This is a genomic window from Marivirga atlantica, from assembly GCF_016734805.1.
Lineage (GTDB): Bacteria > Bacteroidota > Bacteroidia > Cytophagales > Cyclobacteriaceae > Marivirga > Marivirga atlantica.
In genome coordinates, this window is sequence record NZ_JAERQG010000001.1 from 762,385 (window position 1) to 774,597 (window position 12,213).

Sequence of the window (12,213 nt, forward strand, 5' to 3'; positions counted from 1 at the left end):
ATCAAGCAAAAAGGTACTACTTTTCAAGTCTGAACAAGTAGTACCTACACCTAATGAATAAAAAACGCTTATATTGGATTCTGCAACTTTCAGGCTGGACAGCCTACGGATTGCTTAATATTTATATAGCATATCTTTCCAATAATTTTACAGAACAACAAGCGGTAGGTCAGCTCATATTTATACCTATTTACATTGGGTTAACACATCTTTACAGAAACTACATCATACAAAAAGGGTGGTTAAAGCAGTTGATCCCCCAATTAATTTTCAAAGTAATTATTGCCTGCTTGGTACTAAGCGCGATTGACCACCTTTTTTTATTAATCGTGTCAACGCTTTTAGGCTCTTTAGAACCAGAGTATGATTTAAACTCTGTCGTCATTTTTATGAGCATTCTGGCCAACCTCATTCTTTATTTTTTATGGTCAATGGGCTACTTTATGTATTACTATGTTGAGAATTATAACAGGTCATTGAAGTTTAATGCCATAATGAATGAGGCAGAATTGAATAACCTTAAGTCTCAGTTGAATCCGCATTTTATCTTTAACGCGCTTAATAGCGTTAGGGCCTTGGTTGATGAAGATCCTGCCAAGTCGAAAAAAGCGATAACACAGCTCTCTAATATTTTAAGGAACTCGCTGATTTTAGATAGAAAACGAGTAGTGAGCTTTTCAGATGAACTTAATACAGTAGTTGATTTCTTGGCGTTGGAAAAGATTCGTTATGAAGAAAGGCTTACTACTATTTATGAAATTCATCCTGATTCGAATAAGTTTTTAGTACCACCCTTAATGATTCAAACACTTGTAGAAAATGGCATTAAACATGGCATTGCAAAGCTTACAAAAGGTGGAGAGATTACTATTAAAACTGATGTGGAAAATGATATATTAACAATTTCTATTAGAAACTCAGGCCGATACTTACCACCTTCTAAGAGAAAGGAGACTACAGGCTTTGGAATAGAAAATACCAAACAAAGACTTAAATTGATTTATGATAATAGAGCTTCTTTCAGTATAAAAAATGAGTTGGACGGACTTGTTTTAACTACAGTTAAAATACCGGACAGTACTTTGTAGAAGCTATCTGTTTACAGAAATAAAAAATTACAGACATGAAAGCAATTATTGTTGATGATGAAAGATTAGCCAGAAAGGAATTGAATAACCTTTTGCAAGAGTTTAAAGATATTGAAGTAATAGGCGAAGCTGTTAATGTAGACGAAGCGGAGCAGCTTATTAACAAATTACATCCTGATTTAATATTTCTGGATATTCAAATGCCAGGTAAAACAGGCTTTGAGTTATTAGAGTCTTTAGAGAAAACCCCTCAGGTAATTTTTACTACGGCTTATGACGAATATGCATTGAAGGCATTTGAATATAACGCTTTGGATTATGTGCTTAAACCAATAGAACCAAAACGGTTAACAGATGCCGTTGAAAAGGTGAGAGGACAACTAGCTAAATTGACACCTACGGAGGAGAAATCAACAACTAAACTGACAACCAACGACCAGGTTTTTGTGAAGGATGGTGATAATTGCTGGTTTGTAAAGCTAAAGGATGTGAGGTTATTTGAATCTGATGGTAATTACATAAAGGTTTATTTTGATAAGTATAAACCTATGATTCACAAATCTCTAAATGCCTTAGACGAGAAGCTTGACAACAAATCTTTCTTCAGAGTTTCTAGAAAGCATATTATCAACCTTGAATGGGTTGATGAAATTGAAACCTGGTTTAATGGAGGATTGATGGTTAAGCTAAAGGGAGGTGAAAAGGTTGAAGTAAGCAGAAGGCAGGCTACTAAATTTAAAGACTTGATGAGCCTTTAGTCAACAATAAATAAATCGGCTGCTAGTTTATCAGCTAGCAGCATTCCTTTTAAAGTTAGTGTTATTCCGTTTTCATTTCTGAGGCACAACTTTTCTGCTTCCCAACTCTCAATAATAGAATTGTTTTCACCAAAAAAATTGTAATTGAAACGACTTAAAAGAATGTTGGTGTCAATACCTTCTGCAGTTCTCAAAGAAGTCATCAGATATTCGTTGATTCTGTCATTCTTCGTTAGTAAATCTTCTTGTAATGGCAGCCTACCCTGCTGAATGGATTGAATATATTTAGGATTATTACTTATGTTGAACTGTCTATTACTTCCGTTAAAAGAGTGAGCTCCAGGGCCTATGCCTAAATACTTCACTCCTCTCCAATAGTTGTTATTATGAAACGATTCATAGCCTGGAAGGCAATAATTGGATACTTCATAATGTCTGTAGCCTGCTTTAGATAGTGTCTCGTCAATTATTAAAAATTGATTAGCAGCTAATTCTTCATCAACCTCTTTTAATGTACCTTTCTCGAGCTTATGGCCGAAAACAGTTTTAGGTTCTATAGTTAAACAATAGGCTGAAATATGATTGGGTTCAAAAGCTATCAGCTGCTTGATGTCGTTTAATAACTGCTGATTTGAACCTGTAGGTATTCCATAAATTAAATCTGCACTATAGTTTGAAATATCTGACTCCTTGATCCAGTTAAGGCAATTCATGGCTTCTTGTGCATCATGAGCTCTGTTCATCCATTTTAATATGTGTGGATCAAAACTTTGAACTCCTACGCTTAACCTGTTGATACCGGCATTATAAAATGCTTTCAGTTTTAAAGGAGTGATGTCATCAGGATTGGCTTCAAGAGTTGTTTCAGCATGATCGGATAGATTAAAATGCTCACTAATAGTGATCATTATTTTAGTTAATTCGGCCTCATTTAATAAAGAAGGTGTTCCCCCGCCAAAGTAGATAGATTCTATTATTTCTGACTGTAAATAATCTTTTCGGAGCCTTAATTCTTTGCAGATAGCGTTTACCATTTCATCTTTTAATCTCATATTAGTTGAGAAATGGAAATCACAATAGTGACAGGCTTGCTTACAAAATGGAATATGAATGTAAATACCGCTCATTTGAGAGCAAAGGTAGTTTATATTTTTATCCTTATGCTCACTAAGGTACTTACTATTTCAAGTGCGCAAGTATCAGAAGAATCAAAGAGTTTAGTTCTTCCCGCTAATCACCAGTTTGTTATTGATTCTTTAAAATCAAGAGGATTTTTAGAAGCAAGATATGGGGAAATTGATGGTGTTCCTTCAGTGATTAAAGGGCCAACTTACTATTGGAATGAGGTGTCTTTAAAATTTGATAAAGAACCAGTTGTTAGAAAAGGCCTTATCAATGTTGAAGGCGAAATAGCAGATCAAATTCTTTTAAAAGATATTACAAAGGGCATTCTTAAAAAATATGCCTATAACCAGGGTTATCCATTTGCCGAAGCAGTTTTAGATATTGATAAAATTAATGGCTACACGGTAGATGCAACTGTACATATTAAATTAAGAAACTTAATCCTTTATGACTCAATTGAAGCCAATAATGATTTAATAAAAACTAAATACCTACAGAACTATCTTGACCTGCACTACCATGGAAGGTGGTCAATGCAAGAATTTAATGGTATTCAAGATAAAATCAGTCAAATTGAGTTTCTTGCTTTGTCAGAAGTCCCAAGAGTTAATTTCAGCAATGGAAAGGCACAAATTAATCTTGACATCAATAAAGTTCCTTCTAATCGGTTTGATGCTATTATTGGAGTTATTCCAGTAGACAACAGAACATTAATAACAGGTCAGGCTGATTTTGCGCTAACAAATCTCTTCAGGTCCGCTATCAAATGGCAATTAAACTGGCAAAAATATGATGAGCAGTCGCAATTTCTTAATACTTCAATAGCACAGTTTAGAAGCTTTTCTTCTCCTTTAGGATTTGAGACACATTTCAACTTACTCAAAGAGGATTCTACTTTTCTGAATCTTAGTTATGATATACTCCTAAATTATCCACTTAAATATAATCTTTTCGTAAAGGCAGGCTATGCCCGTCAAAATAGTAGCGTAACTTTCTCGCTGAATGATTTAAATGAGCTGCCTACTACTCCATTAAGAAGTAGTCAAACTAACAGCTTAGTTCTGGGTATTACCTATAAAACACCTCTGGCAGCACCAAAACTAAAAAGTAATCATTATGCCGGGGCGGATATTTCCATAGGATCAAAAAATATAATAAACTATGAAAACCTTCCAGAGTCATGGCGCAATGTTCCTAAAAGAACCTCAAATATAAAGGTTGGATTAAAAGCAGGCTTTCAGCAGAAATTAGGTAAACGCTTTGTTATTGAAGAAACTTTCAGTTCTGAGACAATTATCAATGAGGCACTTGCAACTAATGATTATTTGCGTTTAGGCGGATTGCAAGATTTGAGAGGTTTTAACCAAAACTTTTTTTTCACGCAGCATTATAGCCTCCTGAATCTGAACTATAGATATTTTCTTAATAATAAGTCGAGTGCTTTTGGTCTTACAGATTTTGCCTACCTTAACAAAGACGATCGTTTTGTTTACAGTTTTGGCCTAGGGGTCGATGCCAGAACCAATAGCGGATGGTTTAGGTTGATTTATGCGCTTGGCATAGAAAGTGGACAAAAAGCAAATATTTCATCTGCAAAAGTGCATTTTGGTTATATAGCCTTATTTTAGCCGAAAATTCTATTTCTTGAGAAAATTACTATCACTTATCATAATTCTTTCAGTATTTGCTCTAGCAAATACAAACGCCCAAAGTGTTGATACCCTGTTGATCGAGCTCGATAAGTATGAGCTTATATCAGCCGATGAAGGTAATGAAGACTTCATTTTTCGATTACCAGTTGATAGTTTTCCTCAAAATTTTGATGCTGTTAAGCTAAAGAGCACGAAGCTATTTTATGTGTTCTTTCATGATAGTATCTATGGACATTCAAATGAAGACAACGAATTACTAGTCTATATACCGAATCATAAAAAAAGTAGATTATCTGACATGAGAATTCACAGCCAGAATGCTCAACAGAAGGTATTTGTATCAACTCTAAAAAAAGCAATGCCAAAAGAAAGTCAGTTGAAAATTGAGATTCAGAAGAATAATGGAGCCAATAGCTCTTTTAAAGATGTTTTTATTGTTCTTTTGCTGGTCATAATTACGCTACTGACCATATTCCGGATAAGCTATCCTAAAAGGTTCAATGAAGTGTTTTCTGTCAGACGGAATTTTTCACTAAGACCCATAGAAAGTGATAACTCCAGGCTAAGATTGTTCGATGAAGATGGTTTGTTTGCGGCAGCCGTTTACATCATAATTTTATCATTCTTATTGCTTATTCTTTTCAACTATGAAGAGATTATTATAAGTAAGGCTGATAGATCACAGATTTTCATAACTTTTCTTAAAACAGTACTGATTTTTTCCACGGTTCTTTTTACCAAGGTGGTAGTGGTTAGTTTAAACTCACGTTTGTTCCGGATCAATAAAATCAACGCCTATTACATTAAAGAAATATTGAATTTAGGTCTCCTTTTTGGAATCATTCTGTTCTTATTTCTGGCTGTAATTTTTCTTTCAGGAGAATATCTTCCTTACTGGAGCATCCTGGTTGTTAAAAATGGCATTATTGTTTTTTATCTGGCAAGGGTCTTTTTACTTTATTTTAAAATATTAAAACTGAGCGGTTTTACTTATCTATATTTATTTTCTTACTTTTGCACCACAGAAATATTACCTCTTATTATAGGGCTCAAATATTTCTATTGATTCATCAATTTTGTAGAAGATAATTTATGTCAACAGCAACTAAGGATCGTTTTTTCCCAGTAAAAAGTATTTTAGTTTCACAGCCTGAGCCAAAGGATATCACCAATTCACCTTATCATAAACTGGCCGATAAATACAATATTAAGATTGATTTTCGCCAATTCATTAAGGTAGATCCTATAGATGCTAAGGAGTTTAGGAAGCAAAAGATTGACATTCTAAAGCATACAGCTGTTATTTTTACTAGTAGAAATGCGGTTGATCATTTCTTTAGAATCTGTAAGGCAAGCAAAATTGAGATGCCACCAGAAATGAAATATTTCTGTATTTCTGAGCAAACAGCAAACTATTTACAAAAGTATATTGTAGTAAGAAAGCGTAAAGTTTTTGTTGGTGAAAGAACCGCTCAGGATATTCTTGACGTAATTAAAAAGCATAAGAATGAGAAGTACTTGTTCCCGTGCTCAAATATCCGTAAAGACGATATTCCGTCATTCATGAATGATAACGGGTATAACTTTACAGAGGCAATTATATATAAAACAGTAGCTGCTGATCTTTCAGACTTAGATGATGTTCTGTACGATGTAATTGCTTTTTTTAGTCCGTCAGGTATTAATTCATTGTTCGTTAACTTTCCGGAATTTAAGCAGAACAAAACGAGAATAGCTGTGTTCGGTCCTACTACAGCTAAAGCTGCGGTAGATGCGGGCTTAATTTTAGATATAGAGGCGCCATTGCCAAATGCACCATCTATGACTGGCGCATTGGAACTTTATATTAAAAAAGCTAACGGTCTTAAGTGATTGATTTATAGAGCGTAATGTGCTTTATATTTTACAATTACTTTAATTAACTTACATAAGGTATTGACAGAAAGTTATTTTTACTATATTTAGCTTTCCAAAGTAATTAGGGTATGAAGCATAGTTTAAAATTAATTGCAATTTTATTGCTCCTATCAATAGGAGAATTGAGTGCTCAGGTAGATGCTCAGTTTTCTCATTATATGTTTAACAACGTATACAATAACCCGGCATATTCGGGAGTGGAAGGTTACACCAAGCTTAACCTTTTTCACAGATCACAATGGGTGGGGTATTCACCAACAAGTAATTCTGCTCTAAGAGGAGCACCAGAAACTCAGCTATTCACATTAACAAGTCCGGTAATGCGCTTTAACGCAGGCTTTGGCTTTTATGTGATGTCAGATAAGATTGGAGCTCAAAACTTCACCCAGATTCAAGCCTCTGCGGCCTATCATTTAGGAATAAAAGATACTAAGGTGAGCATTGGTCTACGGGCAGGAACAATAACTCAAACAGTAGATAAAGGTGCATACGTGCCTATTGAAAGTGATGATCCAACAATTCTCGCTTCTACAAGTACCCAAACAAGGCCCGATTTTTCACTAGGTGTAAACTTTCAACATGAAGATTTTTATATTGGAGCGGCATTCAATCATATGATCGAGGCTCAATTTGATTTTGGCGCTGATGCAGTAAGAAATAGATATCCAAGAGAGGTGTTGTTGACAGCAGGATACACTTTTCCGTTAACTTATGATGTTTCTATTACTCCTAACATGTTCGTAAAATCTACAGAATTCACCTCATATACATTTAGTGTGGGAGCAATAGCGGAGTATAAGGAAAAAATATGGGGCGGCTTGTCTTTTAGACAACAGGATGCTGCTACCCTTTTATTAGGATACAGTTTCTTTAAAGAAAATAGTTTGCGTTTTGGTTATGCGTTTGATTATACGATAATAGCACAAGATGCTAAGAGTGCTACTTCACATGAAGTAATGATAAGTTATAGGTTGCCGGCTATTTCTACATCGGGTAAAAAGGTAGTACGAACCCCAAGATTTAGACATTAGTCGTAAAATATTTGTTATATAAATCTTTTTTATCAAAATTGTAGAAAGGATTTTATAATTTATTTAATATACAATAAAACCTTACAGTGTAGGGTTTTTATTAATAGGTGTGTAAGCGTTAAATAAATAATAGCAATATATTAGCGTTTAGTTTGAAACAATTAGGTGTTATGAATAATAAAAGTGTTTTAAGAAATTTAGGCCTTTCACTAGTGCTTATCGCTTCTGCTTTTCTTCAAGGGTGTGGTTTGTTTGGAGGATCAGCTGGAGACGGTGGTGAACTAGTAGGAGTAGCAGGTCGAGAAGGCTGGTACATGTCAGTACCTTATGGTATGATCTCAGTTCCGGCAGGTACCTTTCACATGGGGCAGGCAGATGAAGATGTAGCCTCAAGTCAGATCAACTTCAACAGACAAGTAACTATTGGTGGTTTCTACATGGATGATACCGAAATTACTAATAACGAATACAGACAATTCGTTACACGTATGTTGGAGGATTCTTCTTCCTTAGGTAGGGACTATATTATGCAAGAACTTTATCCTGATACTACAGTATGGGTTAAAGATTTTGTTAATCACATGGGTGATCCAATGATGGAATATTATTATATGCACCCTGCATTTGATGATTTTCCTGTTGTTGGTGTAGACTGGGAAGCAGCTAATTTCTTCGCTAAATGGAGAACTGACTATCTAAACGCTTATCGTGAGTCTTTAGGGGAGTTTCCTATGCCTGCATTTAGATTACCATCTGAAGCTGAATGGGAATATGCCGCTAGAGGTGGAAGAGACATGGCTAAATATCCATGGGGTAATCCATATATAAGAAATGCCAAAGGCTGTATGTTGGCTAACTTTAAGCCTGGAAGGGGTAACTACTTCGATGATGGATATGCTTACACGGCTCAGGTTGCTGAGTATTTCCCTAATGACTGGGGATTATATGATATGTCGGGTAATGTGGCTGAATGGTGTGAAGATGCATATAATCCTGCATCAGTACCATTGGTATGGGATTTAAATCCAACGTTTTACGATGAGAATGAACCAAGAAAAATTATTAGAGGTGGTTCATGGAAAGATATTGCTTACTATCTTGAGACAGGTACAAGAGCTTTTGAGCATAAGGATTCTTCAAGAGCCTTTATTGGCTTCAGATGTGCCATGACTTATTTAGGTAGATCAGCAGGAACAGAATTTTAATTGACATTTATAAAAAATTGAACAATATTTAAGGACATTAACCATTAAAAACTACAAACATGAGCAATAAAAAAGGCGGATTTCAGGAACTACTCTTTAAAACCATCATGCCTAAAGTATACGGTATTGGTGCGGCAATCGTAATTGTTGGTGCGATGTTTAAAATTCTTCACCTTCCAGGTGCAGCGTTTATGCTTGGTGTCGGTTTAACAACTGAGGCTATTATTTTCTTGTTAAGTGCCTTTGAACCAGCTCATGAGGAAATTGATTGGAGTAAAGTTTATCCGGAACTAGCGGAAGATTTTGATGGAGATGGTCCAAAGAAAAAGCAGATTGCAGCTAAGTCAGGAAGTGGAAGCTCTACAGCTCAACAACTTGACAAAGTTTTAGAAGAAGGCAAAATTGGTCCGGACTTGGTAAAAAGTTTAGGTGACGGAATGAAAAGCATGGCTGAGTCTGCCAAGCAAATGTCCAACCTAAGTAGTGCAGCAGTAGCTACTAATGACTACGCTAATAATGTGAAGCAAGCTTCTAAATCATTATTAGAAATGAATAAGTCTTATGATAGTACTGTAAAGGCAATGTCTGATATGTCTAATGCGTCAGTTGATGCCAAACAGTATCATTCACAGGTTCAGGCTGTAACTAAGAATTTGTCAGCATTGAATCAGGTATACGAAATGGAGCTTCAAGATTCTCAGAATCATGTGAAGGCTATGAATAAGTTCTACTCTAACCTTTCTGCAGCTATGGAAAACATGACTGAAGCAAGTAAAGATGCAGAACAGTTTAAATCTGAAGTTAAAAACCTAACAACTAATCTTTCGCAGTTGAATAAAGTATATGGTAATATGCTTTCAGCTATGAAAGGCTAATCTAACGTGTTGTACAACTTTAAAAAATAATCTATGGCTGGAGGAAAGGAAACCCCAAGACAGAAGATGATTGGTATGATGTACCTGGTGTTAACAGCATTGTTAGCATTGAACGTTAGTGTTACGGTACTAGACAAATTCATCGATATTAATGAGTCATTGGAAGTGTCGGTTGACGCTGCAAAAGAACAAAACTCAAATACGCTAAAAAGAATAGAAAACGCGGTGGAGGAATCTGGAAACAGACCTGCCGATGTAGCTATCTTAACAAAAGCTGAGCAAATCAGAAAAAGAACCAGAGAAATGATTGAAGTTCTGTCTGGTTATAAGGAACAGTTTATAGAGATTACTGGTGGTAGAGATGAGAATGGTGATTTAGTTGGTAAAACCAATTACGATTTGGTTGGTGATTACATGATGCCAGAGAATAAGAATAATGGCGAGCCGTTGAAAAAAGATTTAAATGAGTATGCTCAATATTTAAATCAGACAGTTGCGGATTCTGCTGTAAGCTTCGAACCTTTGGCTTTAGATGCTGACAACAATCCGCGTTATTCAGACGATCCAAATCAAAAAGGTAAGGATTGGGCAACACTTGAATTTATGGGAACGCCTACACCAGCTGGTTTGGCCACTATTAGTGATTATCAGAATAAAGTGATGGCTTATGAAGCTTTGGCCTTAGACGTATTGGCCAGAAGAGTTGGTGCAGCCGATTTAAAATTTGATAATATCAATCTTGTTGCTTTACCTGAATCAAAAGTTGTAGCCGCAGGTGCTAAATATGTTGCTGACTTAATTGTAGCGGCTTCTTCATCTGCAGAAGATCCTGAAATGGCTGTTGATGGAAAAAGTATTCCGGTTGAAGGTGGATCTGGTAAAATTGAGTTTACCGCAACACCTGGTGCTTACGGTCCTGATGGAACAGTAAGAAAGACATTCAAGGCTAGTGCAAAATTGAAAGATTCTGTATATCGAGATGAAATCGAGTATTTTGTGGCGAAACCTGTAATTCAGGTACAATCAGCTGCTTTAAGTACTTTATACTTAAACTGTGGAAACAAGTTAAATGTAGGAGTACCAGCTTTAGGCACATCTTATAATCCTAGTTTCTCTGTGAGAGGTGGTACTTCTATTGAAGGTAAGGAAATAGGTTTGGTAACTATCGTTCCAAATGCACCAAAAGTTACTCTTGGTGTTTCGTCTAATGGTAACAAAATTGGTGACGTAGAATTTGATGTTCAAAGAATTCCTAAGCCGGATATTCAGGTTTATGCTGGTTCAAAACCTGTTAATCAGAAGCAGGGTGAGTCAATCAGTTCATTAAGAGTTTTGAGAGCACAAGCGATTGCCGAAGACAACTTCAAGAGACAATTGCCGGATGATGCTCAATATAGAGTAACAAGATGGACAATCAGGTTGGCTAGAGGGCCAAGACCAATTGGTCAGCCTTTGAGAGCTACGAGCGAAACAGTTAATCTATCTCAAATTATGAGTAGTGCCAGAGCTGGTGATAGACTTATAGTTGAAATAGATCAAGTATTAAGAAGAAATTTTAGAGGAAATACCGAGGAGGTAAACTTGGGAGAAGAAATTGTTGTTGTTCCTCTAAATTAAGTAAGAATAAATTTGTGTTATGAAAAAGTTTGTGTTTTTATTTTCTGTAGCCGTAGGATTCTTATCCTCGTCTAGCTTTGCACAGGAGACCATTAACGAAGGTTTTAACCCGAATTCGGTCTATCGAATATATGATGACGACATCATGTTTAAAAAGCGTGTGTGGCGTAGAATGGACCTTCGTGAGAAGCAGAATAAACCTTTCTTCGCGATGGGTAATGAAATCTCAAAGATTATCATAGATGCTGCTAAAGCTGGTATCTTACCTATTTATAAAAATGACTCTTGTACTGCTAGATATACAAAAGAAGAATTTTTAGAGAACCTTGAAAACCCTGCTCTTAAAGATTTAAATGCTGGCGGTGGAGATGACTGGGGTTCTGGTGGAGATAGCTGGGGTGACAGTGGTGGAGATTCCGGAGGCGGAGATGATTGGGGTTCTGACGATGGATGGGGAGACTCAGGTTCTGATGATTCAGGATCGGATGATGCTGCTTCAGACATGGGACCGATTGATACTAAATTTGCTCCTAGGGATGTATCAGTTTTAGAAATTGTTGAGGATATGATTTTCGACAAGAAGCGATCAGTGTTGGTTTGGGATATTCAGGCTATTAAACTAGTAATCCCTGCTGAGAAGTTTACTGCAGGTATATTCAGAGAAGTGGGTGTTTTTAAGTATAAAGACTTAGTGAAGTTGTGGCAAAGCATGCCTGAAGAAGCTATTTGGTTTAATCCTCAGAATAGTGCGGCACACAAAAATTTGGCTGATGCTTTCGCATTAAGGTTGTTTGATGCAAGAATTACCAAAGTTGCTAACCCTGATGATAACGCCATCATTGATATTTACAATGAAACTCCACGTCAAGGTGTCTTAGCCTCTAAATGGATGGAATATAAGTTGATGGAAAAGGAACACGAACTTTGGTCGTACTAATTCTATAA

11 protein-coding genes are annotated in these 12,213 nt (G+C 36.0%); 10 read left to right on the forward strand and 1 reads right to left on the reverse strand.

The genetic code is table 11. From position 1 onward, the window contains the following. Positions 1–53: 53 nt before the first annotated feature. On the forward strand, positions 54–1,088 hold the full coding sequence (locus JKP34_RS03405; protein WP_201917722.1) for a sensor histidine kinase: 1,035 nt from the start codon (positions 54–56) through the stop codon (positions 1,086–1,088). A gap of 35 nt (positions 1,089–1,123) precedes the next feature. Further along, a complete protein-coding gene (locus JKP34_RS03410; protein WP_201917724.1) occupies positions 1,124–1,846 on the forward strand; it encodes a LytR/AlgR family response regulator transcription factor in 723 nt (240 codons plus the stop codon). On the opposite strand, the gene hemW is transcribed toward JKP34_RS03410, so the two are convergent. Then, positions 1,843–2,973 (reverse strand): radical SAM family heme chaperone HemW, encoded by a 1,131-nt coding sequence (gene hemW / locus JKP34_RS03415; protein WP_201917727.1) that lies wholly within the window; start codon positions 2,971–2,973, stop codon positions 1,843–1,845. The genes JKP34_RS03410 and hemW overlap by 4 nt on opposite strands. Here hemW and JKP34_RS03420 point away from each other — a divergent pair. The 8 genes from JKP34_RS03420 (at position 2,911) to porN (ending at position 12,205) form a co-directional block, all read left to right on the forward strand. Continuing rightward, the gene (locus JKP34_RS03420; protein ID WP_201919366.1) at positions 2,911–4,599 is read left to right on the forward strand and encodes a BamA/TamA family outer membrane protein; all 1,689 of its coding nucleotides are present in this window, start codon (positions 2,911–2,913) and stop codon (positions 4,597–4,599) included. The two genes, hemW and JKP34_RS03420, sit on opposite strands and share 63 nt — an antisense overlap. 16 nt (positions 4,600–4,615) lie before the next feature. Continuing rightward, the gene (locus tag JKP34_RS03425) at positions 4,616–5,689 is read left to right on the forward strand and encodes a DUF4271 domain-containing protein (RefSeq protein WP_201917729.1); all 1,074 of its coding nucleotides are present in this window, start codon (positions 4,616–4,618) and stop codon (positions 5,687–5,689) included. Between the two features lie 26 nt (positions 5,690–5,715). After that, positions 5,716–6,495, forward strand: coding sequence for a uroporphyrinogen-III synthase (locus JKP34_RS03430; protein WP_201917731.1), 780 nt, complete (start codon positions 5,716–5,718; stop codon positions 6,493–6,495). A gap of 113 nt (positions 6,496–6,608) precedes the next feature. Then, a complete protein-coding gene (locus JKP34_RS03435) occupies positions 6,609–7,571 on the forward strand; it encodes a PorP/SprF family type IX secretion system membrane protein (protein WP_201917733.1) in 963 nt (320 codons plus the stop codon). A gap of 170 nt (positions 7,572–7,741) precedes the next feature. Beyond that, positions 7,742–8,776 (forward strand): T9SS ring complex lipoprotein PorK/GldK, encoded by a 1,035-nt coding sequence (gene porK / locus JKP34_RS03440; RefSeq protein WP_201917735.1) that lies wholly within the window; start codon positions 7,742–7,744, stop codon positions 8,774–8,776. Between the two features lie 59 nt (positions 8,777–8,835). Further along, complete coding sequence (porL, locus tag JKP34_RS03445; protein WP_201917738.1) at positions 8,836–9,651, forward strand: type IX secretion system motor protein PorL/GldL; 816 nt, start codon at positions 8,836–8,838, stop codon at positions 9,649–9,651. 33 nt (positions 9,652–9,684) lie between these two features. Beyond that, a complete protein-coding gene (gene porM, locus JKP34_RS03450; protein ID WP_201917740.1) occupies positions 9,685–11,268 on the forward strand; it encodes a type IX secretion system motor protein PorM/GldM in 1,584 nt (527 codons plus the stop codon). A 19-nt stretch (positions 11,269–11,287) separates the two neighbouring features. Beyond that, positions 11,288–12,205 carry a type IX secretion system ring subunit PorN/GldN gene (gene porN / locus JKP34_RS03455; protein ID WP_201917742.1) on the forward strand — a complete coding sequence of 306 codons (918 nt, stop codon included), beginning with the start codon at positions 11,288–11,290 and terminating at the stop codon, positions 12,203–12,205. Positions 12,206–12,213: the final 8 nt, after the last annotated feature.

Coding starts and splice junctions, on each gene's coding strand:
- JKP34_RS03405 (WP_201917722.1), top strand. CDS start 54: ATGAATAAAAAACGCTTATATTGGATTCTGCAACTTTCAGGCTGGACA.
- porK (WP_201917735.1), top strand. CDS start 7,742: ATGAATAATAAAAGTGTTTTAAGAAATTTAGGCCTTTCACTAGTGCTT.
- porM (WP_201917740.1), top strand. CDS start 9,685: ATGGCTGGAGGAAAGGAAACCCCAAGACAGAAGATGATTGGTATGATG.
- porN (WP_201917742.1), top strand. CDS start 11,288: ATGAAAAAGTTTGTGTTTTTATTTTCTGTAGCCGTAGGATTCTTATCC.
- JKP34_RS03410 (WP_201917724.1), top strand. CDS start 1,124: ATGAAAGCAATTATTGTTGATGATGAAAGATTAGCCAGAAAGGAATTG.
- JKP34_RS03435 (WP_201917733.1), top strand. CDS start 6,609: ATGAAGCATAGTTTAAAATTAATTGCAATTTTATTGCTCCTATCAATA.
- porL (WP_201917738.1), top strand. CDS start 8,836: ATGAGCAATAAAAAAGGCGGATTTCAGGAACTACTCTTTAAAACCATC.
- JKP34_RS03420 (WP_201919366.1), top strand. CDS start 2,911: ATGGAAATCACAATAGTGACAGGCTTGCTTACAAAATGGAATATGAAT.
- JKP34_RS03430 (WP_201917731.1), top strand. CDS start 5,716: ATGTCAACAGCAACTAAGGATCGTTTTTTCCCAGTAAAAAGTATTTTA.
- hemW (WP_201917727.1), bottom strand. CDS start 2,973: ATGAGCGGTATTTACATTCATATTCCATTTTGTAAGCAAGCCTGTCAC.